The sequence below is a fragment of the Anoxybacillus sp. genome, assembly GCF_036834105.1.
Taxonomy (GTDB): domain Bacteria; phylum Bacillota; class Bacilli; order Bacillales; family Anoxybacillaceae; genus Anoxybacillus.
The window spans coordinates 1-24,330 of sequence record NZ_DAITON010000021.1; the positions used below are offsets into that span (position 1 = coordinate 1).

Annotated in this window: 25 protein-coding genes and 1 pseudogene; 20 read left to right on the plus strand and 6 right to left on the minus strand. The window is 42.0% G+C overall.

What is annotated here, in order from left to right; genetic code table 11:
* Positions 1–75: 75 nt before the first annotated feature.
* From V7Z64_RS03920 to V7Z64_RS03930, 3 genes are read left to right on the plus strand one after another with little or no spacing between them, the layout of a single operon-like run.
* Positions 76–1,380: a bifunctional folylpolyglutamate synthase/dihydrofolate synthase gene (locus V7Z64_RS03920; RefSeq protein ID WP_297989390.1), complete on the plus strand. Its 1,305-nt coding sequence runs from the start codon at positions 76–78 to the stop codon at positions 1,378–1,380.
* A 58-nt stretch (positions 1,381–1,438) separates the two neighbouring features.
* Positions 1,439–4,855: a DUF5057 domain-containing protein gene (locus V7Z64_RS03925; protein WP_297989392.1), complete on the plus strand. Its 3,417-nt coding sequence runs from the start codon at positions 1,439–1,441 to the stop codon at positions 4,853–4,855.
* A gap of 18 nt (positions 4,856–4,873) precedes the next feature.
* Positions 4,874–5,722, plus strand: a complete 849-nt coding sequence (locus V7Z64_RS03930; protein ID WP_297989393.1) for an ankyrin repeat domain-containing protein — start codon at positions 4,874–4,876, stop codon at positions 5,720–5,722.
* Positions 5,723–5,732: 10 nt separating this feature from the next.
* On the opposite strand, the gene V7Z64_RS03935 is transcribed toward V7Z64_RS03930, so the two are convergent.
* The 3 genes from V7Z64_RS03935 to V7Z64_RS03945 are packed head-to-tail and all read right to left on the minus strand — an operon-like array spanning position 5,733 to position 8,531.
* A complete protein-coding gene (locus V7Z64_RS03935; RefSeq protein WP_297989395.1) occupies positions 5,733–7,370 on the minus strand; it encodes a hypothetical protein in 1,638 nt (545 codons plus the stop codon).
* A gap of 17 nt (positions 7,371–7,387) precedes the next feature.
* Positions 7,388–7,957 (minus strand): PulJ/GspJ family protein, encoded by a 570-nt coding sequence (locus V7Z64_RS03940; protein ID WP_297989396.1) that lies wholly within the window; start codon positions 7,955–7,957, stop codon positions 7,388–7,390.
* Positions 7,941–8,531 carry a prepilin-type N-terminal cleavage/methylation domain-containing protein gene (locus V7Z64_RS03945; protein ID WP_297989398.1) on the minus strand — a complete coding sequence of 197 codons (591 nt, stop codon included), beginning with the start codon at positions 8,529–8,531 and terminating at the stop codon, positions 7,941–7,943. Before V7Z64_RS03945 ends, V7Z64_RS03940 begins: the two co-directional genes overlap by 17 nt.
* A 112-nt stretch (positions 8,532–8,643) precedes the next feature.
* On the opposite strand from V7Z64_RS03945, the gene V7Z64_RS03950 reads away from it, so the two are divergent.
* The 15 genes and pseudogenes from V7Z64_RS03950 to V7Z64_RS04020 all read left to right on the plus strand — a co-directional run.
* A complete protein-coding gene (locus tag V7Z64_RS03950; protein ID WP_297989400.1) occupies positions 8,644–9,726 on the plus strand; it encodes a hypothetical protein in 1,083 nt (360 codons plus the stop codon).
* A complete protein-coding gene (locus V7Z64_RS03955; protein ID WP_297989401.1) occupies positions 9,723–10,469 on the plus strand; it encodes a PRC-barrel domain-containing protein in 747 nt (248 codons plus the stop codon). The genes V7Z64_RS03950 and V7Z64_RS03955 overlap by 4 nt, the downstream gene beginning before the upstream one ends.
* A gap of 13 nt (positions 10,470–10,482) precedes the next feature.
* Positions 10,483–11,712 carry a VanW family protein gene (locus V7Z64_RS03960; RefSeq protein ID WP_297989403.1) on the plus strand — a complete coding sequence of 410 codons (1,230 nt, stop codon included), beginning with the start codon at positions 10,483–10,485 and terminating at the stop codon, positions 11,710–11,712.
* Positions 11,709–13,370 (plus strand): GspE/PulE family protein, encoded by a 1,662-nt coding sequence (locus V7Z64_RS03965; protein WP_297989405.1) that lies wholly within the window; start codon positions 11,709–11,711, stop codon positions 13,368–13,370. Before V7Z64_RS03960 ends, V7Z64_RS03965 begins: the two co-directional genes overlap by 4 nt.
* A 10-nt stretch (positions 13,371–13,380) precedes the next feature.
* On the plus strand, positions 13,381–14,415 hold the full coding sequence (locus tag V7Z64_RS03970; RefSeq protein ID WP_297989407.1) for a type IV pilus twitching motility protein PilT: 1,035 nt from the start codon (positions 13,381–13,383) through the stop codon (positions 14,413–14,415).
* Positions 14,416–14,420: 5 nt separating this feature from the next.
* Complete coding sequence (locus V7Z64_RS03975) at positions 14,421–15,632, plus strand: type II secretion system F family protein (RefSeq protein ID WP_297989409.1); 1,212 nt, start codon at positions 14,421–14,423, stop codon at positions 15,630–15,632.
* 89 nt (positions 15,633–15,721) lie between these two features.
* Positions 15,722–16,126: a prepilin-type N-terminal cleavage/methylation domain-containing protein gene (locus V7Z64_RS03980; RefSeq protein WP_297989411.1), complete on the plus strand. Its 405-nt coding sequence runs from the start codon at positions 15,722–15,724 to the stop codon at positions 16,124–16,126.
* Positions 16,120–16,866: a prepilin peptidase gene (locus V7Z64_RS03985; protein ID WP_297989435.1), complete on the plus strand. Its 747-nt coding sequence runs from the start codon at positions 16,120–16,122 to the stop codon at positions 16,864–16,866. Before V7Z64_RS03980 ends, V7Z64_RS03985 begins: the two co-directional genes overlap by 7 nt.
* A gap of 13 nt (positions 16,867–16,879) precedes the next feature.
* Entirely contained in the window at positions 16,880–17,848 is a 969-nt protein-coding gene (pilM, locus tag V7Z64_RS03990; protein WP_297989413.1) for a type IV pilus biogenesis protein PilM, read from the plus strand.
* Entirely contained in the window at positions 17,832–18,407 is a 576-nt protein-coding gene (locus tag V7Z64_RS03995) for a PilN domain-containing protein (RefSeq protein WP_297989415.1), read from the plus strand. Before pilM ends, V7Z64_RS03995 begins: the two co-directional genes overlap by 17 nt.
* Positions 18,404–19,030 carry a type 4a pilus biogenesis protein PilO gene (gene pilO, locus V7Z64_RS04000; RefSeq protein ID WP_297989417.1) on the plus strand — a complete coding sequence of 209 codons (627 nt, stop codon included), beginning with the start codon at positions 18,404–18,406 and terminating at the stop codon, positions 19,028–19,030. The genes V7Z64_RS03995 and pilO overlap by 4 nt, the downstream gene beginning before the upstream one ends.
* Positions 19,031–19,046: 16 nt before the next feature.
* Entirely contained in the window at positions 19,047–19,487 is a 441-nt protein-coding gene (locus tag V7Z64_RS04005; RefSeq protein ID WP_297989419.1) for a type II secretion system protein, read from the plus strand.
* Positions 19,488–19,593: 106 nt separating this feature from the next.
* A complete protein-coding gene (locus tag V7Z64_RS04010; protein ID WP_297989421.1) occupies positions 19,594–20,355 on the plus strand; it encodes an SPOR domain-containing protein in 762 nt (253 codons plus the stop codon).
* A 116-nt stretch (positions 20,356–20,471) separates the two neighbouring features.
* The gene (locus V7Z64_RS04015) at positions 20,472–21,041 is read left to right on the plus strand and encodes a Maf family protein (RefSeq protein ID WP_297989423.1); all 570 of its coding nucleotides are present in this window, start codon (positions 20,472–20,474) and stop codon (positions 21,039–21,041) included.
* Positions 21,042–21,069: 28 nt separating this feature from the next.
* Positions 21,070–21,462, plus strand: a pseudogene (locus tag V7Z64_RS04020) (UPF0758 domain-containing protein); the annotation flags it as partial.
* Positions 21,463–21,474: 12 nt separating this feature from the next.
* Here V7Z64_RS04020 and V7Z64_RS04025 read toward each other — a convergent pair.
* Both V7Z64_RS04025 and V7Z64_RS04030 read right to left on the minus strand, forming a co-directional pair.
* Positions 21,475–22,881: a recombinase family protein gene (locus V7Z64_RS04025; protein WP_297989425.1), complete on the minus strand. Its 1,407-nt coding sequence runs from the start codon at positions 22,879–22,881 to the stop codon at positions 21,475–21,477.
* A 57-nt stretch (positions 22,882–22,938) separates the two neighbouring features.
* Positions 22,939–23,571, minus strand: coding sequence for a LexA family protein (locus tag V7Z64_RS04030; RefSeq protein ID WP_297989427.1), 633 nt, complete (start codon positions 23,569–23,571; stop codon positions 22,939–22,941).
* A 171-nt stretch (positions 23,572–23,742) separates the two neighbouring features.
* Here V7Z64_RS04030 and V7Z64_RS04035 point away from each other — a divergent pair, with 171 nt between their 5' ends.
* Together V7Z64_RS04035 and V7Z64_RS04040 are read left to right on the plus strand one after the other, a co-directional pair.
* Entirely contained in the window at positions 23,743–23,958 is a 216-nt protein-coding gene (locus tag V7Z64_RS04035) for a helix-turn-helix transcriptional regulator (RefSeq protein ID WP_012574325.1), read from the plus strand.
* A gap of 13 nt (positions 23,959–23,971) precedes the next feature.
* Entirely contained in the window at positions 23,972–24,133 is a 162-nt protein-coding gene (locus V7Z64_RS04040) for a hypothetical protein (protein WP_334109400.1), read from the plus strand.
* 7 nt (positions 24,134–24,140) lie between these two features.
* Here the strand turns inward: V7Z64_RS04040 and V7Z64_RS04045 are convergent.
* A partial coding sequence (locus V7Z64_RS04045; protein ID WP_334109402.1) for a hypothetical protein occupies positions 24,141–24,330 on the minus strand: 190 nt, incomplete at its 5' end.

Sequence of the window (24,330 nt, forward strand, 5' to 3'; positions counted from 1 at the left end):
CGTACGTACGGTGGTGTGAGAGGACGGAGGTTAATCACCTCCTCCTACTCGATTTTAGTAAAAGGGGGACTTTTCATGGTTCGTACATATAAAGAAGCAGTCGATTGGATTCATAGCCGCTTAACGTTAGGTGTGAAGCCGGGGCTTAAACGAATGGAATGGATGATGGAGAAGCTTGGCCATCCAGAGCGTCGCATCAAGGCGATTCATGTCGGTGGTACGAATGGCAAAGGATCGACCGTTTGTTTTTTACGCCACATTTTACAAGAAGCAGGCTATCGTGTCGGGACATTTACATCGCCGTATGTGGAGCAATTTAACGAGCGAATAAGCATCAGCGGCCAACCGATTAGCGATGTCGATCTCATTCACCTTGTCCAAGTCATTCAGCCTTTAGCAGAAGAGCTAGAACAGACGGAATTAGGTGGACCGACGGAGTTTGAAGTCATTACTGCTATGGCGCTCTATTATTTCGGGAAGGTGAACGTACAAGATGTCGTCATTTTTGAAGTCGGATTAGGTGGCCGCCTCGATTCAACAAACATTATTTATCCGCTTTTATCGGTGATTACAAATGTCGGCTACGATCATATACATATATTAGGGAATACGCTTGAACAAATTGCGTTTGAAAAAGCGGGAATTATAAAAGCTGGCGTCCCTTTGATTACTGAGATTGACCAGCCTGAAGCGCTGCGTGTCGTACAAGAGAAGGCGGCATCTGTGCGGGCAAAAGTATACGCCATTGACCGTGATTTTACTGTTTTTGCTCATGAGCCAACTAAAGATGGAGAACGTTTTTCATTGCAAACACCTTTCGCTTTATATGACGATGTGACAACAACGATGCTCGGTGCGCATCAAGTGAAAAACGCCGCACTCGCCCTTATGGCAGCTGATTATTTACGAACGTACTATTCGTTTCTTATCGAGCGCGAACATATGTATAACGGGGTTCGACAAGCACAGTGGATCGGTCGGTTTGAAAAGATGGACGAATGTCCGCTCATCATGATTGACGGGGCGCATAACGAAGAAGGCATCGATAGCCTCGTTGCGACAATAAACGCTCATTATCCGAATCGCGGTGTACACGTACTGTTTACAGCGTTAGGCGACAAACCGATTGCTGCGATGATTCGAAAGTTAGAAACGATTGCACAAACGATGACGTTTACAACGTTTGATTTTCCACGTGCCCTCTCTGCCGAGCAACTAGCTGAACAAGCGACACACCGAAACGTTCAATGCGTAACCGACTGGAAACAATGGCTGAAAGAAAAACGAAAACAAATCGCAGCCGATGACATCATTTTAATTACAGGTTCACTTTATTTCATCTCAAACGTACGAAATTTTATAAAAAATAAATATGACTAAACGAGAGATTGTTGGTATAATAGATAAAAAGTAGGAGTTTTGAAAGGGGGAGAGGTAGGTGAAAAGGGCTGTTTCGGTGTTTTTAACCCTTCTTTTACTCGTTCCGTTGTTTTTTCCTGCGATGACTGTACGTGCTAACAGCCGTATTACGTACAATGTACTTGAAATTGTGAGTCATGCGAATCAATTATCTTCATCACCATTAAAACAAGAATTAGGAAGTACGTCGAATGTGAACGTGACGACAATGACGATGAAGCGGTTCGTTGCTTTGCGCGATGAGCTAGACGGAAAATACGATGCGATTGTTATTTCAAGCGGGGATTATAATCCGAAGAAACTTGGCATGACAAGTAGTAGTAATCGAAGCGCATCACATGATACGTCGAATATTTTAAACGATATTACACATTTGAAAGCTAAGCAAATCAAACAGTTTTATATAGATAAAGGATTGCCTGTTTTTCTTCACGACAGCAGCGTGAAAAAATATTTAGTAAGTAATTTGTATAATTACTCTCAATCAAATGAATGGAAATCAAAATCAAACGTTATTTTCTTTACAACAAAGACAAACATAACCAACTATTTGACAGCTAACAAACGACCTCATTTCGTATTAACGAGCATCCCTTCTTCTACACAAACGTATAAGAAAGGTGATACAATATCGTTTCAATATGAAATTGTCAATTATACACACTTTCAAAATAAATTATTAACTGTCAATCTGTACATCGACTCGGACTTCAACGATAAATATACGAGCGAAGAAATGGTTGCATCTAAACAAGTGCAAGGAGCGACAGGAACGATTTCATATACGTTCCCAGCAGGTTATTCTGGCCCGCGTTACTGGAAAATAGAAATTGTTGATGAAACGAGCGCATTAAAAGATTATGAAAAAGGGTTTGTGAAGTTTCAAGATGTGCCAGCAACGATCAAAATATTGCAAATCCGTAAAGGAAACGATGCGAGCTCGTTGCTTAATACGAAAAATATGAATCCGGGCTTTTTAAATCGCGCGAATGAATATAGCATTGCAATTGATGTGACGACGTTAGCCGACTTTCAGAAAAGTAAGCAATATGAACCAAATTATTCACACGAAGTGATTAACGGAAAATACGATATGATTATTTTTGGATTCGCTGATTGTTATAACGGGTGTAGCTCACCAATTTCATTAAGTCAAAATGTTGTTCAATCAGTGAAAAACTTTATTCAATCTGGTCAAAGTGTTATGTTCACACACGATATCATGTTTGGGGCGAACAATGTATGGGTGAATGAGTTCGGTCCGATTGTTGGGCAAATTCAGCCACAGACGGACTTAGGAAACGGTGCTCCAAATCCATCGACGAGCACGAAACAAGTGAATTATGGGCTTATGACAAATTATCCATTTGAATTAGGTGATAGCATTGCTATTGCGATAACGCACAACCAATATTACACGCTCGATTTAGAAGATGAGGATGTCATCCCGTGGTATAACATTCAAGGTTCGCCGCGTGATGTATATGATAGCTGGAACCACTATTATACGTATTCAAAAGGAAACGTCACATATTCTGGAACAGGGCATGTCGGGACAACGGCTGCGTTTCCAGAACAAGAACAAAAGCTATTCGTCAATACGATGTACCGTGCGTTTTTCGGGTCGAACCATGCACCGCAACTGACGGTGATCACACCGAAAGAAGACGAAAAAATTCCGAGCAATCAGCCAATTGAGCTATCGTATAAAGTAGAAGATTTAGACTTAGTTGACCGAACGTTTTCTACAAAAGTATGGTTGAACGATCAAGAAGTGTATGCCCAAAACAATGTGCCGAACGGTACGACAATCATTCAGTCGATTCCGCACAATATGCCAAACGGTGGAAAGGCAAAAATAAAAATTGAAGCAACCGATGCACGTGGGGCAAAAGTAACGAAGGAATTCCAAGTGATCATTGAAAAAGTATCGGCAAATATAGAAGTAAGCCGGACGATTTCGACAACGCTCGCGCCTGTTGATGAGCCGATTACGATGCAATATACATTGACGCCGAAGCCGTTGTCATTATTCACAAATGCGTTGTTAAAAGTAACAAATATCGCATTTGAAGAAAAATTGCCAGCAGGCATTGAAGTCGTTTCTTTACCAAGTGGATTTACAAAACAAGGGACGATTGCAGAAGGATATACCATTCAAGGGACGTTGCCAGACATTTCGTTTATCAAATCAGGCACGACGTATATCGCTCAACCACAAACGTTCGCCATTCAAATTAAGCCAACGAAGAAGGGAACATTTTCTTTATCGCAAGCTAAACTGTCATATAAAGATATAAATACGCAAGTCGTCCATTTATCGTTTAACGCCGTATCATTCGTTTCAGATTACAAAGTGACCGATGTGACGTTGCCAAGTACGATGTTTGTGAATCGCGGTGTACCGAAAAACGCTCGCCTATTGTTGAATGTGTTGCCACAGGAGGCGACGATCGCATCAGTCGGATGGAGTGAAAATAGCAACGGTCAAATTATTTCCATTGACCAAAACGGTGTCATTAGCGCGATCAAAGAAGGAACGGCGCAAGTAACAGCAACAGTAAAAGATATGTTTGGCAATATAAAAACAGCGACGATGACGGTCATCGTACGCATCCCAGTCGATTCGATGACATTGAACGATTTTACTGTTCATGTTGGTGAAACGATTCCAATACCGATTACTGTATCACCATCAGATGCGAAAAAAGCAGTATCTTATTTACTAGGAAATAACTTATATGCTGAAATCGACGGTGTAAATGGAACAATTACTGGGTTAAAAGAAGGAGTAACGACGTTAACTGTTCAAGCGTTTAACAGAAACGATGAACTTATTCAAAAAACGGTTACTGTTACGATTGAAGCAATCCCTGTGACTGCTGTTGTCGTATCACCAACGGTTGTGAATATGAATATCGGTGACACCGTTTCGCTTACAGCGACCGTTGCGCCGAATAATGCGACGTATAAAACAATTGCTTGGCGGTCATCGAACCCGAATATCGCATCTGTTGATGAAAATGGACGGGTGACAGGATTGAGCACGGGGCAAGTGACGATTACAGCTCAGGCACACAACGGCGTGATCGGAACAGCAATCGTTCATGTCGGCTCACCGTTGACGGGCATTTCGCTTCCAACGACGTTAACTGTTCAAAAAGGAAAAACGTTTAATCTTTTACCTTATATTGCGCCAATTCCAGCAAATGCGACGACGAAAATTTTAAGCCGGTCATTTGCCGTCGAAAATAGTTATTATGCCGTTGTTGACAGCAATGGTGAAGTAACTGGAAAACGTCTTGGAGAAACACCGCTAACCGTTCGGCTCGTTGACGAAAACGGAAAAGTGTGGACGGCATCTACAGTCATTCGTATCGTCGAACATGCGACAGATCCGACGAAAGGCGGAAATAAAAACGGCTGGTTGTACTAACGAAGGATGTGAACACGTATGAATAAAGTGATGATGCTAGTCGTCATCATCGGCTTGCTAAGCGGATGCCTTCCGTCGCAAGAAGAAAAACAACAACGATTCATACAAGCGATTGAGCAAGGAAACGTTGAAGCGGTACGCGAATATATGAAAAAAGAAAAAAGCATCAATTTTAAAATAAAAAATGAAACACCGCTTGATGTGGCGATGCGTACCGGTCAACGCGATATTGCTGTGGAACTATTAAAAGCTGGAGGAAAGTCGGCAGTGATGCCGCTTCCTCCCCTTCATTATGCGCTCGCTTCTTCTTTAGCCCAAGGGGATGAAGAAAATATTGAAATTGTGAGACAAATAGTGAACGAGCAGACGGTGCGAGAGAAAGATCAAGAAAAAAATACCCCTTTGCATATTGCAGCAGGTAGCGGAAATCTCGAACTTGTGCAGCTTGTTTGCCAATACGATGTTGACGTCAATGCGGTAAATGCACATGGTGAAACGCCGTTATTGCTCGCTGTGCAAGCTGGAAATGTCGATGTTGTCCGTTTTTTATATGAGCGCGGAGCAAATATCGAAATCGCCAATAAAGATGGTGAAACGCCGCTATATAAAGCGGTGGAACGAAATTTTATTGATGTAGCCACATATTTATTAGAGAAAGGTGCAAATGTAGACGCGAAAACAAACATCGGAAAAACATCGTTAATGGTCGCTGCTGAGTACGGATATGATGAGTTAGTAACAATTTTACTCCGTTATGGTGCCGATGTGCATAGTAAAGACGATACAGGAAACACCGCTCTTTCTCTTGCGCAATATTGGAAACATGAAAACATTATAAGACAACTAAAGGAAAAAGGAGCAAAGTAGCTCCTTTTTTTCATTGCACTCGTAATTCATCTACGATGACAGCAAGCTGTTGGGCGAATGGCAATCCGAGCCCGCGGTTAATAAACACATGTTTATTATGCTTGACGACAAATCGTGCGTACTGTTTTTGTTGCTCATCAGATACAATCGGGTTTTGGAACGAAAGATTCGTTCCGTCATCCCTCGTTTCACCGCGATATGTGTTAATGACTAGCCCATTGTCATCCGTGTAAGGAATGATGGAAGAGTTGCCGCGAGCAAATAGCCCCCCTTCAATGTTTACATATGAACCAACTGCATAAATAATTGCATTGCTATCTGTATAGAAAAATCCTTTTAAGTTTGGTGTTGTTACTGAAAAATCATTTGTAAATTCATTCACTCGGGCAATTTCTAACGCCCCTTTTGTTAATAATACGACTTCTTTGCCGTTTAAGCCGCTAATTGTTGTGTTGTAGATGGACGTATTGCCATGGACGTAAACGGTAGAATCAAACGCCACTTGCCCCGTAATTGTTAAGTCGCCAAGGACGATGATATTCCCTTTGATTTGTAAAGGGGAGCTTCCCGCGTTTTCTAATGCGAAGTCGCCTTTGACAATGAGCCATTGGTTGTCGTTTAGCGTTAATGAAGAAACATCAAAATATGGAACAGTACTTGTATCGAGAAAAATCGATTTTTCACTCGCAATCGCACTTTGCAATGCGGTCGATAAGTCGGTCATATCGTCTACATGAACGGTTGCAAACGACGGTTTGACTTGCTCTAAAAGCTCTGATAGTGGCAAAGAAATGAGACTTTGATATTGCGCTTGTTTGCTCGGATCAAATCCGTCAATGCCAGCTGCTGATAACAATTTATCTTTTAATGTAAAATCAAAATTTACATCGATAAATTCTTCTCGTTCTTTTTGAATGCTCGGTCCTGCATATTGAAACGATAGTGCACCCGCTGTAAAATCGTTCATGTTTTTTGTAAATTCAGTTGATACGGTGTAACAGCTTCTTGCTCCATTTCCGTGATCGCATCCATAACGATTTCCATTGGCGAACAGTATGCTTTTTTCGCTCGTTGTCGGGAACGTCGTTTGAACCGAATAAAGTGTGGAGTTGTAAATATAGTTGGCTACGTTTGTGACGTATATATCTTTTCCTGCGTATATGTTCCCGTCAATATACGCCCCTCCATTTAACGTCACGTTTTCTTTTGAACCGAGGGCGTATTTTAAAAAGCTTGGTGCATTTGTAATAATGACTTCACGTGATACCGTCTTTTTTCCGTATGGGGCGGAGATGCGAAAGACGCGCGTAAATAATTGATTGCGCACAATTCCTTTTTCATTCGTGATATCTTCAATTGTGACGCTATGGCGATTCATCAGTTCGTTTAAAAAACCAGCTTGCGCATTTCCTAAATCGAGGTCAAGTTGCGCTGGAGTCGATAACGGCAACGCTTCGACTTTCACTTTTAACTCCGCTACTGTTTCTTCTACCGCTTTTACAGCATCATGGAGCGAGGCGACATCCTCTACGCGCACTTGTGTAAATTTCGCTTGATATATGCTCACTGATACAATCGTCAAACCGATCACAAAAAAGACTGTAACGGTTAACATCACGAGCACAAGACTATATCCTTTTTCGTTCATATGTGCGCCACCTCATTTCAAAATCCGAATTTTGTTTCTAATGTGAAAGGTTCAATATATAGCGGATCATTTGGATCGCGATGGTCTTCGTCTTGCACCGATAAGCGAATCGAAACGACGCCGCTTTTACATACGTTTTGCTGTTCTCGCATGCATTTGTATTGAAATTCAGACTGTTCTGGAACGATGCGTAAATTGGATGGCGTGACTTGCTTTCCATTTATGAATAATGTCCCATTCGTTTTATCGATCATCATTTGTAACGTTTGACCCGCTTGTTCTTTCTCTTCGACGAGCCCTGTACTCGTATCAATTTCTTTTTTCATTTGATTGACAAACGTGAGCGTATAGTCGTTTGATTCATCCTTCTTTAAACCGTCTGGCGCAAGTGCGTATAGTTCGTTAAACATAGTCGTGACAAGCACATCTGCTTCACTTCGTAGCTGATTTTCAATACCGATTCGTTTATACGCTTTCGTCCCTGCTGTAAATACGCCATACGCGGAAGCAGCAATAAGTGATGTGATCGCTAACCCAACAAGCAATTCAATAAGCGTCAGTCCACGTTCGTTAGCGAATACTTTCATTGGCGATCACTCCTTTTAAGACGATCACTTCGTTATATGAACGGACGGTGACGTACAAACGAAGCAAATCGTTACGTATGTTTTCCTTTATCTCTTTTTCTTGTTGGATCGTTCGTTTTAATTCGTCAGGAAATTCGCTTGGCGGGTTCGTTTTGATTTGTGACCATATAGATTGATCGTACGGAATAATCCAAGCTTGTACGTCCTCTTCATCGTATGTGACGTTGTTTACTGTCGGTGAAAAAACGGCTTTACATACAGTTTCGTCCGGGAATATGGACGCATTTGAACATGATGAAGCATCTAAACGAATAAAAGGTGTTTGTTGCGTCACGTGATCGTTTGTATATGTCGCGATGGTTTGAAAATCGAGCCGTGCCATATAATGAACGACCCCACGTGCGATATTGACGGCTACCGTTTTCGATTGATTATATGATGTGTATGTCATCGCATTTGTAAAAAACATAAACATGCCACTCACAACAAATGATAAAATAACAATAGATAATAGCACTTCAATTAACGTAAATCCACGTTCATTATAAAAAATATTTATTTTTTTTTTACACATTTTTCTTCACCTTCTTTTAAAATACATAATTTTATTATACAATATTTTTTAAGTTGTGCTATATTAAGTTCAAACATTTAAGTTCAAATTCAAAAATGAGGGGGGGAAGAAATTGCTATATACCATGTTCGTCGTCTTTTTACTCATATTGATCCCCGTATATACTCGATTGCCTTTTGGCTGGACAAGAAAAGGAGTAGCGCTTTTATTAGCTGTCGCTTGTTTATTAAGCATGTTTGGGATAATTGCGATCGAGCAATTTCCATTTTGGCAAGCTTTATTATTCCTTTTTCTTCTAGTTGTTGCAAGCACATATTTACTTGAACGAAAGCTTGGTCATTTATTTTATGTACGCATTCATGAACATGATTTCATAATCGAAAATGAAGTCGAAGAGGAGCGAATAGCTGATCAGCCATTTGTTATAACAGGGGTGACGGAAGAAAAGCGGGATGATGAGCTACAACAAGAACAAGTTGCGGACTTGGATGTACAATGGTCTGAAGAAGTGGAACAGCATGTTGCGCACGATGAATATGACGATATGATAGAAGAAATGGACGATGTCATAGAGCCCATACATATGGTAGACAGTGACGACACAAGGGTAGACGGAGCGGAATGGCTTCAGTTACTAAGTGAAGAAAGCGATGAGAGGGAATTACTCAACATGGAAGATCATGTTGTAGACGAGCTGTATGACATGGAGACGATCGCAGCAGACGATGTCCTGCATGCAGATGATAAACAAAATGAAGCGATACTCGCGGTTGCGGAAGCTGTTCGCGATAATATAGAGGAAAAACGAGATGAAGCGGAACATATTCCGATGATTGATATAGACGAACCGTCTAGCGATGAAACGGTAGCGGAAGAAGCGAGTGAACCATTGCGTATGCTTCCAAAACCATTCATGAAAAATTTACTTGTTTCTTTATACGCGATGCGTCCGATGATGTCGGACGAGCAGTACGAGCAACTTATTTCTAGGCACTTATATTCTCAATTGCATGAACAAGATTATTATACGTTTGCGAATGTGCTAATTGAGCATTATGTTGCTTCAAAGCAATATGAAAAGCTATATCATTTCGCCAAACAATTGTACGGGCAATATGGGCTTTATCCAATCATTCAACAACAATTAGCACATATGATTCATTACGCTGAACAAAAAATGGGGTGGAAAAAATGAAAAGCAGTACACAAGTTATTGGTCTTCCGGTCATTAGCATTCAAAATGGTGTTCAACTCGGACAAGTGAAGTCGCTCGTGGTAAACCCAGAAAAAGGAACTGTTGACTTTTTCGTCTTGGATCAGGAAAATGAAAAAATTAGTACGAAAGCCATTTCGTTTCGTCATGTCATTGGAATAGGTGAATTTGCCTTGACAGTAGAAGATGAAGGAGTTGTTTTAAAATTAGATGTTATTCCGATTGCAAATGAATTTGTCAATAAAAATATATTGATTAAACAAGCGAAAGTAATGACAAGAAAAGGACAATTGCTTGGAGAGGCGATAGAGTTTTATATTGATGAAGAAACAGGGCAAATTACAGGCATTGAAGTGCAAATCGGATCAGATGTTCGTATCGTTCGTGCGGACCACGTTATTACATACGGGAAAGAGTTGTTAATCGTTCATGAAAACGCCCAACATGAACTTGTCTCCAATGTTGATGCGTTGCTGTCTCTAAAAGAAGAACAAGTGGATTCGCCCGTTCAACATGTTGCTCCAAAAACATTAGATCATGAGCTAGATGAACTGCGGCAAAAGCAAATGGAGATGTTAACAGGAAAACGACTGTTAAAAGATATTGTTGATGCAAACGGTCAAGTGTTAATTCCGAAAGATACGGTGTTAACGAGAGAACATGTGATTCGTGCGCAAGAAGAAGGGCCAGATGTTGTGATTGAGCTCTCCATGAATGTCGAGTAAGGAGGCATACGTCATGCGCCAAACTGTTTCGTTCAAGCTATTTCTCACATTAGTCATTACCGTTTCATATTTACTTGCGAGCACAAAAGTGGCGACATGGGCGTACGAGTCGTTTGTTAGCGGAGACAAATTTGCTGAGGGGACGATGATTGGTCCGGTCGATGTGTCGAATCGTTCGTCCGATGAGGCGTATAAACAAGTGAACGAAAAAGTGAACGAGTGGAAGCAATCAGCAACGATGACGCTCATGCTAGAAGAAAAAGAAGCGATACTACAAACAAATGCGTTTACGTTTCATATTGAGGAGAGCATGAAGCAAGCAGTAAACGGGAAGCAAACCGCTCTCCTCGTGTCCGTTAATGAACAAGCGTTGCAAGATGTGATTTCTTCCATTAGCGCATTAAGCGATTGGATCGATGTTGAAAGGTTGAAAGCACAGTTAGAACAAGCGGCCGCTTCTCTTACATCTGCCCGATTATCGCTTAGTCAATACGTTCGAAAAGACATGCAACAACAAACGATATTGTCGCAAGCCGTTATTCCTTTACATGAAGAACTTCGTGTCATGTCACAAACAGCCATTGTCATTGAGCCAAAACAAATGTTTTCTGTTCTTGATTTTTTTAAAAAGCAAGGTATAGGATTATCTAAAGAAGCGCTGACGTTATTTGCCTCCGCATTATACGAGGCGATTGTACCGACAAATTTTGAAGTGATTGAACGGCATACAAGCATGACGTTGCCTGATGGGGGAAAAGCAGGGTTTGAAGCGGCTGTGGAACAAAATAAAAAAGACTTTATGTTTTTTAACCCAAATGATCAATCGTATACGATCGAAGTAAGAGCGGAAGATGGACAAATGAAAGTTGCCTTAGTGGGCATTCCGTTTATTTACCAATATGCAGTCAAAACAGATCCAATTGAATATTATGATCCGAAAACGATTGTGCAATATAGTGCGTTACTGAAGCCAAACGAAAAACGAATAAAAGAAGAAGGAAAAAAAGGAATGCTCGTTCGTTTACATAAAGAAGTGTACGATCGCAATGGGGCGTTTATCGAGAAGGTGCTCGTTTCGGAAGATTTTTATCCGCCTGTTCATCGCGTTGAATTGCGCGGATTGCAATCGGGGGGAAATAACGGTATACCGAATGACACCCCTTCAACACAGTCGCCACAACAAGATGACGTTTGGGGAAATGAAAATGAGCAAATAAAAGGAAATGAGGATGATGCCTCATGAAAAAGCAAGAACGAAAACGATTAGGTGATTTGTTAATTGAAGCGGGCCTTATTACGAAAGAACAGCTTGAAGAGACGTTAAAGGAAAAAGCGCCGGGGCAAAAGCTAGGCGATGCGTTATTACAAAGAGGATATATTACAGAGCAACAACTCATTGAAGTGTTAGAATTTCAGCTGGGCATTCCACACGTTAGTTTATATCGTTATCCGATCGATCCGAAGTTGACGAATCTTGTATCAAAAGAATTTGCGAAACGAAATATGCTTATCCCTTTAAAACGAGAAGGGGATCGATTGTTTGTCGCCATGGCTGACCCGATGGACTTTTTCGCGATTGATGATTTACGTTTGTCGACCGGGTTTCATATTGAAGTCGCCATCGCGTCAAAAGACGATATTTTAAGAGCAATTAATAAATATTACGATATGGACGATTCCGTTGAAGAGTTTTTAAACATTATACCGACACAAGAGCCGCGTGAACAAGAGAACATTGTCGAAGATGATTCGCCGATCGTTCGCCTTGTCAATCAAATATTACAAATGGCTGTTGAACAGCGAGCGAGCGATATTCATATTGATCCACAAGAGACGAAAATCGTCGTTCGCTATCGCGTTGATGGCATTTTGCGAACGGAACGGGCATTGCCAAAACATATGCAAGGAATGTTGACGGCGCGCATTAAAATTTTAGCGAATATGGATATTACGGAACATCGTGTCCCACAAGATGGACGTATAAAAATGAATATTGATTTTCATCCTGTCGATTTGCGTGTATCAACATTGCCGACCATCTATGGAGAAAAAATCGTTATGCGCGTCCTCGATTTAGGGGCGGCATTAAATGATTTAAATAAGCTTGGCTTTAATAAAGTAAACTTGCAACGGTTTATTCAGCTCATTGAACAGCCGACAGGCATCGTGTTAATTACAGGACCAACTGGTTCAGGGAAATCATCGACGCTTTATGCAGCGTTAAACCGTTTAAACGGGGAACATGTGAACATTATTACAATTGAAGATCCAGTTGAGTATCAGCTTGAAGGAGTCAACCAAATTCAAGTCAATCCAAATGTCGGGATGACATTTGCGGAAGGGTTGCGCTCCATTTTACGTCAAGACCCGAACATTATTATGGTAGGGGAAATTCGCGACCGCGAAACGGCGGAAATAGCTATTCGTGCGTCGTTAACAGGCCATTTAGTGTTAAGCACGCTGCATACGAATGATGCTTTAAGCACAGTTGCACGTCTGATCGATATGGGCGTTGAGCCGTTTTTAGTTGCCACATCGTTATCTGGTGTTGTGTCGCAGCGTCTCGTGCGCCGCGTTTGTCGGGACTGCCAAGAAGAACATGAACCGACGAAGCGAGAGGCGGACATTTTTGCCCGCCGTGGTTTGAAAATTGAAAAAGTGATGCGCGGTCGTGGCTGCCCAACGTGCAACATGACAGGGTATAAAGGGCGCATCGCGCTGCATGAATTAATGGTCATGTCTGATGAGATGAGGAAAGTCATTTTAAATGGTGAACCGCTTTCGAAATTGCGTGAAATAGCGATAAAAAATAAAATGATTTTTTTAATTGATGACGGATTGTTAAAAGTGAAACAAGGGCTGACGACAACAGAAGAAGTGTTGCGTGTAAGCATTGTATAAGGTGATGAGCATGAAACAAAAAGTAGATGCGATGTTACGTGCTGCCTTTGAATTAAAGGCGTCCGATATTCACGTAACGGTCGGTATTCCTCCTATTTTTCGCATAAACGGCGATTTGAAACGTTACGGTCAAGAAACGTTGTCACCAGCAGATACGGAGCAAATGGCGAAAGCGATCGTCCCTGAAAAGCTTTGGCCATACGTCGAAGAGAATGGCGAGGTAGATTTATCTTATAGCCTTCCAGGTGTTTCACGTTTTCGTGTGAACGTATTTAAACAACGGGGATGTATATCGCTAGCCATTCGTATCGTACCGACGAAAATTCCAACGCTTGATGAACTGCAATTGCCGGACGTATTAAAAAAGATGGTGACGAAACCACAAGGGCTCATTCTCGTCACGGGGCCGACAGGGAGCGGAAAATCGACGACGTTAGCCGCGATGATCGATTATATGAACAAGACGATGCGCAAACATATTATTACGCTTGAAGATCCGATTGAATATGTGCATAAGCATGGCAGTTGCATCATTGATCAGCGCGAAGTCGGAACGGATACGAACAGCTTTGCAAACGGGTTGCGCGCTGCTCTTCGCCAAGACCCTGATGTCATTTTAGTCGGGGAAATGCGCGATTTAGAAACGATTCAAACGGCAGTGACTGCTGCTGAAACGGGGCATCTTGTATTCGGAACGCTTCATACGTCAAGCGCACCAGCAACGATTGACCGAATCATTGATGTGTTCCCTCCTGAGCAGCAAGGACAAATTCGTATTCAATTAGCGACCGTTTTAGTTTCAATTATTTCGCAAAGATTATTTCCGCGCGCCCAAAACAACGGGCGGATTGCCGCGACGGAAATTTTAATCAACAATGCAGCAGTTGCTAATTTAATTCGCAACGGAAAAATACATCAAATTCCGAGCATCATGCAGACGAGCCGAGCGCTCGGTATGCATACGCTTGAAACGAGTATGAAAGAGCTTGTTCAGCAAGGTTTGATCGCTAAAGAAGTCGTTGCACCGTACTTGCAGGAAGGATGAGAATGATGGCGCAATTTCGCTATGAAGCGCGCGATGTGCGCGGACGAGTAAAAAAAGGGACGATCGTCGCTCCATCGCGGCGAGATGTCATCATGAAGCTGCGTGAGCAACGGTTAAAAGTCATTGACGTACAAGAAGTGCCGCAAACGTTGTTAACAAAAGAAATTACGATCGGCAACCCTGTGAAGCTGCAACATTTCGTTATTTACTTGCGCCAATTTGCTACGCTGCTAAAAGCGGGGGTAACGATCGTTGACGCTACGCGCATTTTAGCTGAGCAAACGGAAAGTAAAGCGCTAAAAAAATCGTTGTTGCGCATCGAAGAGCAACTACGAAGCGGACAATCGTTATCTGTAGCGATGACGAACGATTCGAAAATTTTTCCTCCGCTCGTTATTAATATGATTCGAGCAGGAGAGGCGAGCGGGAGTATCGATGAAACGCTAGACCGATTAGCTGATCATTTTGAAAAAGTGCACCGCACGCGGCAAAAAATTGTTTCCGCCCTAGCGTATCCGATTGTTGTCGGCATCATTGCTGTGATTGTTGTCATCTTTTTACTCGTCGGTGTCGTTCCGACGTTTGTTTCAATGTTTGCAGATTTTGGTGCGGAGTTGCCGAGCATTACGAAGTTTGTGTTACGTGCAAGCGAAATGATGCAAGCGTACTGGTGGGGCGTTCTTCTTTTGTTGCTTAGCATGTATGGAGTACTGCTGCTGCTGAAAAGGCAAAAAAAGACGAAATATTATTTAGACGTCATCGTGCTCCGCATGCCCATTTTCGGTGGAATGATGCAAAAGGCGGTACTTGCTCGCATGACGCGCACGTTAAGCTCGTTATTTTCCAGCGCTGTGCCTATTTTACAGGCGCTTGCGATCGTTGAAGAGGTTGTGGAAAATGAAGTCATTGCCCGCGTTATTCGCACATCTCGTGATGCGCTCGAGCGTGGGGAATCGTTGACCGAGCCGATGAAGCGGCATTGGGCGTTCCCCCCTCTTGTGACACAAATGATTGCAATCGGAGAGCAAACAGGCTCGCTCGATGCGATGCTTGCGAAAGTTGCCGACTTTTATGAAGCGGAAGTCGAAGCGTCTACCGATCGCTTAAAATCGCTTATTGAACCGCTTATGATCGTCTTGCTTGCCGGCGTTGTCGGGACGATTGTCACATCTATTCTAGTTCCAATGTTTGATATATTTAATCATATCCAACAATAAAAAAATCTAAAAATAGTACTTTTCAACTAGATTGTAATATTGTAAAATAATTCACGAATATAAAAAAAATGTGAAGGAGTGGTTTAAAATTGTTTAAGAAAATCATTCGAAATGAGAAAGGTTTGACTTTGATTGAATTGCTGGCAGTCATCGTAATCTTGGGGATTATCGCAGCCATTGCGATTCCGAGTATCGGTGGGCTAATTGAAAACTCTAGAAAAGATGCTCATATTGCTAATGCGCAGCAAATGGTAAATGCAGCCCGCTTGGCATATACGGCAGATAGCACGAAAACGGAGTATACTTTGAAATATTTAGAGGATAAAAAATATTTAGAACCAGTTAAAAAACCAGGTGGCGGTCAGTATGATAAAGATATTTCAAAAGTTGTTCTAGATCAGGGGGTATGGAAAGTGACATTAAAGTCGGGGAATACAACCCACATCGACGGTAAAGATCCAGGTACACTTAAAAGAGATGATGTCGAATTATAACGTTAGCATTTACCCTCGGTCTTTTCCTTGGGTCGTTTTATAATGTTGTCGGGCTAAGGGTGCCGAGAGGGGAGTCGATTGTTGCTCCGCGTTCGTATTGTCCGTCTTGTAAGCGAACGTTGACGGCGTTGGAGTTAATTCCGGTCGTTTCGTATGTGTTACAAAAAGGGAAATGTCGCGCGTGTTCGGCGCGCATTTCCTTTGTTTACCCATTTGTTGAGTTGTCCACGGCGATGTTGTTTACGCTTGCCCCACTTTTTGTCGGCTGGTCAGCAGAAATCGTCGTTAGTTGGACGCTCATTTCTTTATTCGCTATCGTTTTCGTTTCAGATGTGCACTATATGGTTATTCCGAATCGTATTTTGTTGTTTTTTGTCCCACTTCTTCTCATTGAGCGTATATCGCTTGCCCCGCTGACACCGTGGTGGGATAGTTTATTAGGTAGCATTGTTGGATTTTTGATGTTATTTATTATCGCGCTCATAAGCAAAGGCGGGATGGGTGGAGGCGACATTAAACTATTTGCTGTCATCGGCTTAGCGCTTGGAGCAAAATTAACGATTCTCGCGTTTTTTTTATCGACGTTCGTTGGGACGATATTCGGTTTGATAGGGATGGCGATCGGGCGCGTGAAACGCGGCGAGCCGATGCCGTTTGGTCCAGCGATTGCTGTCGGAACAATGATCGCTTACTTTTTTGGTGACACTATGATCGAGGCATACGTCAATGTTATGATGTAAGGAGAACGAGCTTATGCGGCTTTTTTCGATGAAAAACAGAGTTGGCAATATCGTTATCAAAGATCATGTCATTCGCTACGTTGAACTGAAACAAAAGCAACCGCTCGTCTTGCATACGTGTGAAGAATGGCCGCTTCCGGAAGGGATTGTGCGCGACGGAAAAATTGTTGATGAAGAACAGCTTACTCAAGTGCTAGAGCAATGCGTGGACGAATGGAAAATAAAACATCGCCGCGTTCGTTTTCTCGTTCCTGATCCGCTCGTCGTCATTCGAAAAATATCATTGCCAAAAGACGTGGACGTCGAAGATATACGCAGTTATTTATTTATGGAAATTGGCGCGACCATTCCGCTTCCATTTGAAAACGCAGTATTTGACTATGCTGTTCTTGAAAAAACGAAAGAAGCGCTACATGTGTTGTTATTTGCTGCTCCAGAAGCGCACGTTTTGCAATATGCTGAACTGTTCGAGTCGGTCAAGTTAAAGCCAGTCGAAGCAGATGTTTCCCCACTCAGTTTGTATCGTCTGTTTTATGCATTTGATTTAGCGAACGATGTGGATCATTTTTTATTTGTCCAATTTGATTTATCATCGTTGAACGTTAGCGTATTCCACAAGCATCGTCCGATGTTTACACGACAGCTTGCTTTTGATTCACAATGGACATCATGGGAAAAAACGAACAAAGGATGGAAGTGGTTAAACGAAGGTGGGTCGGAGTGGCAGCTTGAAGACATATATAAAGAGTTAGAGCGCGTCATGAATTTTTATCGCTTTTCATTGCAGCGTGATGAAGCGCAAATTACGCGCGTTGTCGTCACCGGCGATCATCCGCTCGTTCATACGTTTTCCCATATGTTAAACGAACGTCTTGATGTCGCTATTGAAACATTGACGTTGCCGCTTTCGATCGACCCTGCTTACTATTTGCCAATCGGACTCGGATTAAAAGAGGGTAATGGACATGTTAGTAGAAATTAATTTATTGCCGAAGCGAGAACGAAAATCCCGCCTTCTCCCGCTTTTATTGATCGTTGCGGCCGTGTTGTTGCTTGTGGGCGCGACAACGTTTTATTTCGTCATTCAACACATGGAACAGCAAATATCGCAATTAAAAGCGGAACTTGATCAAACGAAGGCGTTGCGAATCGCGGAAGAGGAAAAACAGACGACACGGACGGATGGATCGGTTGGCGCACAGTTGCAAGAAGCGATTCAATGGGCGGAACAATATCCGCTTCATACCGTTCTTCTTTTGCGCGAACTGATTGAACGACTGCCTGAACGGGGATTTTTAATGAACGTGTCGTATGATCGAGATGGTGCCATTCAGTTGACCGTTCAATTTGATACGCCGCGGGAAAGCGCTGCTTATTTACAAGCGTTAAAAGAAGCATCGTTTATTGCTGATGTGAAATTAACGAGCTTAACTGCAACGGAAGGAAAATCAGAAGAAGGCACGATGCCTAGGTACGTCGGACAATTTTCCGTTCAATTGAACATGGAGGAATGGAAAAAACAACAAGGGGGGAGAACATGAGGAAAGGTGTCATCGTCAGTCTCTCTCTCTTGTTAGTTGCATTGCTGTCATTTGCGCTTTATATATACGTGTACAAACCGCTTGATGATCGGAGAGAGCAATTAAAAAACGAATTACAAACGGAAAAAAAGTTGCTCCAAGCATTGCAAAGTAAACAAACGTCAGATGAGTTGCGCGTCAGCATTGTGGAATTGCAAAAACGCGTTCCTGTTCAACCGTTTGTTGAACAATTTTTATTAGAAATTGAAAAAGCAGAAGCGGTATCAAATAGCATCGTGCTGTCGCTTTCACTTCAAGAGGGCGAACAAGTCGAAGGAGCCCCAACTCCTATTCAAAAATTGACGGTCAGCATGTCTGTTCGTTCCCCTTCGTACTTTGCACTTGAACAATTCATCGACGTACTAGAGCGATCGAAGCGCATCATTTCGGTTGATTCTCTATCGTTTACAGGGTATGAAGAATGGACGACAGTGATGGATGAAGTGCCTGAGCTTTCTTATTCCCTTACTGTTTCAACGTTTTATGCACCAGAATTGCGTCAATGGATTGAGCAATTGCCACCGCTTGACTTACCACAACCGAGTGAGAAGCGAAATCCATTTCCTTCACTAACGGAGCAATAAAGGAGGCAGCGGTGGAATGCAAGATGAGCGTGGTATGACGTTAATCGAACTGTTAGCTGTCGTTGTTATTTTAACGATTGTCATGATGATTGCGACCGTATCGGTCGTGGAAGTCATAAAAAAATCGCGCGATCGGGCGTTTGTCGCGACTGCGTATACGCTTTATGAAGCAGCGCGTCTTCATGTCGGCGCGCAAAAAGCAGAGTTTTTAGCGCCGAACGAAAGCGAAATATTAACGTATGAACAATTAGCGAACGATGGCGTCATCGAAGTAATGATTGACCCATATACATCAAAGCATTTGCCGCCGAGCAATGATTCGTACGTCATCGTAACAAAACAAAGCGATGGCCACATTCGCTATGCTGTTTGTTTAAGAGGGGAAATGAAGCAAATTTGTAAAGAAAACGGTGTGCCTGTCGATCAATTGTCGGTAGATGACATTCAAAATCGATAGTGCGAAATTTGACGAAAACCTTCCGCAACGAGACGACAAATGTCTCGTTCTTTTTTTCTTTTTTTATGTTACGATGGGCGAAGAATGACAGCGGGAGGGAGAAAAAATGGACAAGCCAGCGAAAAAAGAAATTATTATTAAGGTGAACGGAAAAGAACAACCGTATACGACAGCCACGAGCGCGTTACCGGAATGGTCAAATCAAGAGGAACATGAATTGATCGGGTTTGACGAAAAAAAGAGTAAACGATATAAAACATCGCCTTGGCGCTCGTTTTTGCTAGCGATTGCTTTAGCTGTCGTTCTTGGGACAAGCTTTGGTTTATTTGTATTGACGATCATTCCGACAACAGAAAGTGCTTCTTCGACCGTCACATTGCAGCAGGAACAAAAGGAAGAAGGCTCAGTTGCGCAACGAACAGAGACGGTTTTTGTCATTCAAGGTGGAGTGTTTCAAAACGATGAAGCAGCAAAGGCATATGTGCAAAAAATAAAGGCGCAACATCGTCCGAGCGTAACGGTTGGCACACAGCCGGTTTACGTATTTTTAGGAATGGCGCTTACGAAAGAAGAAGCGAAACAACTCGCAAGTTTATATGAGCCGCTCGGAATAGAAACGTATGTGAAACCTTGGGATGTATCGTTGAATGAAAAAGAGAAAGAACCGTTTGTTCAAATCGTTTCTGCCATCGCTTCATTATTGAATGGGGAGCAACTTGCAAACGAACTGTGGGTGAAACTGCAATCGTATTCGCTTCATAACGAACAAATGAAAAAGGCGTATGAAGCGCTCCGCACGTTCCAACAGACAAAAGATGACGCGCAACTATGGATAGCCCAACAACATATATTAAACATGTTACAATAAAGAAGCACGTTGCTTCTTTTTTTTCTTTGTCGAACCATTGTTTATTGTGTATAAATTTGGTACGATACAAGTGTATCTTCCTTGAAACAAACGCTCATGACAGAAAGGTGATGACGATGCAACTTGTGTTAGCTTCTAGTTCTCCTCGTCGAAAACAACTACTTCGTATGCTTGGACTTCCGTTTGACATCCTCGTCAGCGATGTCGATGAATCATTCGACGACAACTTATCCCCAAGTGAAATTGTGCAACAGCTTGCGTATAAAAAAGCGTATGCGGTATCGCAACAAGTAAGCGATGCGTGCGTCATCGGTGCTGATACGATCGTTGTATGCGAAGGAGAAGTGCTTGGAAAGCCAGCGAGCGAACAAGACGCCTTTCGCATGTTAAAACGTTTATCGGGGATGATGCATGAAGTATGGACAGGAGTGGCGATTTGTACGGAAAACTCATGCGTCACATTTGCTGAAAAAACGGACGTTACATTTTGGCCGCTTTCAGATGAAGACATTTGGGCGTATATTGCGACAAAAGAGCCGCTTGACAAAGCGGGGGCATACGGCATTCAACAACGCGGAGCGCTTTTCGTTCAAAAAATTGATGGAGATTATTTTTCCGTTGTTGGTTTGCCGATCGCTAGGCTTGCCCGTGAATTAAAAAAATTCGGATTTTACCCATTTCGTTAAAAAACGGTTAAAATAGAGGGGGGAACGTATGCTTATTCGTCATGTTCCGCCCGATGACCGTCCGCGTGAACGCTTGCTTTCCGAAGGACCGCAAAGCTTATCAAATCAAGAATTGTTGGCGATTTTGCTTCGCACGGGGACGAAGCAATATTCCGTTCTCACGCTTGCACAACATTTACTCACCCATTTTGAAGGACTTCGTCAGCTAAAAGATGCGACTATCGAAGAAATGACAAGCATTAAAGGAATTGGGAAAACAAAAGCCATTCAAATTATTGCTGCGCTTGAGCTTGGTCGGCGCGTACACCAAATGCAATATGACGATCGCTACGTTATTCGCTCTCCGGAAGACGGTGCGCGGTATGTCATGGAAGATATGCGTTTTTTAAGTCAAGAACATTTCGTTGTAGTGTATTTTTCATAAACACAAAAATTAATAAAAGAAAACCTCTTTTATTTTCACGTTTATTCCTTGTTTATCGAATTCTATCCCGTCGACGAAATTGTTCATAAACTCCCTTTTTTCTAAAGCTGTGAGAGTGTTCCAATTGAGCAAAAAGTTTGTTGCGATTGCTTTTATTGATTCTATGTCATGTTTTTTGTTTTTCGTTTCGTCAATCTCGACATTTTTCAATACCTCCTGTATTTCAGCCATAGCCCTTTTTGTTTCCCTCATTCGCTCTGTGAATTCCCCGTCACTAATTAAGTCAGCCGCCCAAGCCTTCTGATATTTTTCGCGTTGTCTCTCGATTTGACGAATCCGTTCTTTCAGAGCTTCCAGCTCCTTTTCTTTCTCATCTTCAACTACTGTCGGAACAACGTGGAAACGCATGTTTGAAAAGTATTCGATGAGTCCTTTTTCAACACGCTTTTCACTCACGTTTATCGCTTTTCTTTTGTTCAAAGCACAAGATTGACAGCGATAATGATTTGTTTCTGTGTACGCCTTGTCTTTTTTTCTAAAATATACTGACCTCTCTGATGCCAGCCTGTTTTTACAGTTCGGACATATTAACTTACCTTGAAAAATAAATATGCTACTTGTATTACGTTTTTTGAAATTTTTCCTGCCGTGAAGTATGTTCTGAATCTTTTCAAATTCCTCTTTTGTTATTATGCCCTCGTGCGTATTTTCGATGATCTCGTCGCGCCATTTGATAGCACCATACAACGCTGGGTTTTTAACGATATCCATTATTGTTGCTATGTGCCATTTATACCCTCGTATAGGTGGTATTCCGCTGTTATTCATGTAGTCAGATATTTGACGAATGGAATACCCATCAAAAATCTTTTTTATTATATCAAGCACAATTTTCTTTTCGTTTTCGTTGATAATTAGTTTATCGTCCTGCGTTTTATCAAAGCCAAACGGGGCTTTTGCGCTATAAAAACCTTGCCTCGCCTTTTCAATTTGCCCCATTCGAACACGTTCCCCTAAATTTTCCCTTTCCCATTGTGCCATTGCCGCAACTAGAGTGATGAATAACCGTCCAATAGCCGTGCTGGTGTCATATACTTCTGTCGCTGATTTAAACTTACAACCGTGCTGTTCGAATATTTCTAACAGCTTGTACAAATCTGTAACTGATCGAACAAGCCTATCCAAACGATAAACAAGTACAGTATCGATAGCCCCTTCTTTAATGTGTTTAATCATTTCTTTGAGTTGTGGACGGTCAAGGTTTTTTGCTGATACCCCTTCATCGATGTAAAACCGATAGTCGTACCAGTCGTGCACTTTACAATACGCAATTAATTTTTCACGCTGAGCCGATATCGAATATCCTTCCCGTGCTTGTTCTTCCGTTGATACTCGTATATATAGAGCGACAGCCATTTATTATCCCTCCTATAAAAACAGGCGGGAGCGACCCGCCTATCTAAATCTTTAGCGCTAAAAATTTAGAATAACTTTTTTCAATTTCCCGATAATCCTTACATCCTTCATGTCATTTCTTTTAAGGATGATAGGCTTGTACATCGGATTTTCACTTTGTAGAATAATAGTATCTTCTGTTTTATATACTCTTTTCAATACTGCCTCGCCGTCGATCAGCACGGCGGCAATCTCACCATTGTCTACATCATTTTGGCGTCGTATCAAAAGAAGTGCGCCGTCTGTAATGTGAGCGTTTATCATGCTGTCTCCACGAGCTTCGAGAAAAAAATACTCACCGCCGTTCAACCAACTGCTCGGTACTTCTTCATAACCCTTTATTTCTTCATAAGCAATAACACCATCCCCACAACTAATAGATCCTATTATAGGAAGTCTGGAGAATTCTGTGCAGATATATTGGGCTGGCTCCTTCCTAACTTCTTGTATTGTTTTAAAGTCCTCGAAGAAATAACTAATTGGGACATCGAACATTTCTGACATAATGGCTATTTTATCCATTAAAGGACGATTCTCATTACGCTCCCAAGCGGAGACGGCAGTAGGTGCTACATTTAGTTTTTTAGCCAAGTCCGCTTGTGTCATGCGATTTTTCTTCCGTAACTCCTTTATTTTGTTTCCTAATCGCATTTTCAATCACCTCCTTTCTAACAATATTATAAAGCAATACTGTAATTTTGTACAGTACAGCTTTATTAAGTGTGAAAAAAACGATAAAAAAATACATAATTTCTGAAAAAAACTATTGCAATTACAGAAAATCTGTAGTAAATTATTAGACAAGAGGAGGTGGTAATCAATATGAAATACACAATTGCTCAAGCGAGAGCGTTAGCTAGTTTATCACAGAAAGAGATGGCGAAAAGGTTAGGGGTGTGCGAAAAAACCTACATCGACTACGAGAAGTATAGAAAGATTTTTCGGATGGATATGGCGTACAAATTCTCAAAAATCACAGGAATAGAAATGGATCAGATAATTTTTTTTGATAAAGATGTACAGAAAATCTGTAGTTAAGGGATGTGACACAATGAATCAACCTTCTGAACGCACGCAGAAAGCAATGATTGATTTTTTCATGAAAACATCCGTGCCGCGTATTCTAGCTGCTATCGATCGTGGGGAGATGACATGGGAAGAAGCAACTGGGAAGAAGGAGGTGACAGCAAATGACACTGCCAAGCGCGTATGATTTCAATTCACTTGAAGCCGCTATCGCCTTCTACACACGGAAGGTTGCGGAAGTAGCGAAAAACCGCGATCGGAGCATGCACGACGAACTCATGCGGTTCAAACGGGAACTGCATGAGCGCATTGACAGGGAGTATGATCCGGCTGCCCTCTAGGGCTTCTTTTCGGAAGAAAATTGGACAAGCAGAGGAGGGAGAA

Bases quoted from the DNA above. Each gene is read 5' to 3' on its own strand.
- V7Z64_RS03920 (WP_297989390.1), top strand. From the start codon at position 76: ATGGTTCGTACATATAAAGAAGCAGTCGATTGGATTCATAGCCGCTTA.
- V7Z64_RS03930 (WP_297989393.1), top strand. From the start codon at position 4,874: ATGAATAAAGTGATGATGCTAGTCGTCATCATCGGCTTGCTAAGCGGA.
- V7Z64_RS03935 (WP_297989395.1), bottom strand. From the start codon at position 7,370: ATGAACGAAAAAGGATATAGTCTTGTGCTCGTGATGTTAACCGTTACA.
- V7Z64_RS03940 (WP_297989396.1), bottom strand. From the start codon at position 7,957: ATGAAAGTATTCGCTAACGAACGTGGACTGACGCTTATTGAATTGCTT.
- V7Z64_RS03945 (WP_297989398.1), bottom strand. From the start codon at position 8,531: ATGTGTAAAAAAAAAATAAATATTTTTTATAATGAACGTGGATTTACG.
- V7Z64_RS03955 (WP_297989401.1), top strand. From the start codon at position 9,723: ATGAAAAGCAGTACACAAGTTATTGGTCTTCCGGTCATTAGCATTCAA.
- V7Z64_RS03960 (WP_297989403.1), top strand. From the start codon at position 10,483: ATGCGCCAAACTGTTTCGTTCAAGCTATTTCTCACATTAGTCATTACC.
- V7Z64_RS03965 (WP_297989405.1), top strand. From the start codon at position 11,709: ATGAAAAAGCAAGAACGAAAACGATTAGGTGATTTGTTAATTGAAGCG.
- V7Z64_RS03970 (WP_297989407.1), top strand. From the start codon at position 13,381: ATGAAACAAAAAGTAGATGCGATGTTACGTGCTGCCTTTGAATTAAAG.
- V7Z64_RS03975 (WP_297989409.1), top strand. From the start codon at position 14,421: ATGGCGCAATTTCGCTATGAAGCGCGCGATGTGCGCGGACGAGTAAAA.
- pilM (WP_297989413.1), top strand. From the start codon at position 16,880: ATGCGGCTTTTTTCGATGAAAAACAGAGTTGGCAATATCGTTATCAAA.
- V7Z64_RS03995 (WP_297989415.1), top strand. From the start codon at position 17,832: ATGTTAGTAGAAATTAATTTATTGCCGAAGCGAGAACGAAAATCCCGC.
- pilO (WP_297989417.1), top strand. From the start codon at position 18,404: ATGAGGAAAGGTGTCATCGTCAGTCTCTCTCTCTTGTTAGTTGCATTG.
- V7Z64_RS04005 (WP_297989419.1), top strand. From the start codon at position 19,047: ATGCAAGATGAGCGTGGTATGACGTTAATCGAACTGTTAGCTGTCGTT.
- V7Z64_RS04010 (WP_297989421.1), top strand. From the start codon at position 19,594: ATGGACAAGCCAGCGAAAAAAGAAATTATTATTAAGGTGAACGGAAAA.
- V7Z64_RS04015 (WP_297989423.1), top strand. From the start codon at position 20,472: ATGCAACTTGTGTTAGCTTCTAGTTCTCCTCGTCGAAAACAACTACTT.
- V7Z64_RS04025 (WP_297989425.1), bottom strand. From the start codon at position 22,881: ATGGCTGTCGCTCTATATATACGAGTATCAACGGAAGAACAAGCACGG.
- V7Z64_RS04030 (WP_297989427.1), bottom strand. From the start codon at position 23,571: ATGCGATTAGGAAACAAAATAAAGGAGTTACGGAAGAAAAATCGCATG.
- V7Z64_RS04035 (WP_012574325.1), top strand. From the start codon at position 23,743: ATGAAATACACAATTGCTCAAGCGAGAGCGTTAGCTAGTTTATCACAG.
- V7Z64_RS04040 (WP_334109400.1), top strand. From the start codon at position 23,972: ATGAATCAACCTTCTGAACGCACGCAGAAAGCAATGATTGATTTTTTC.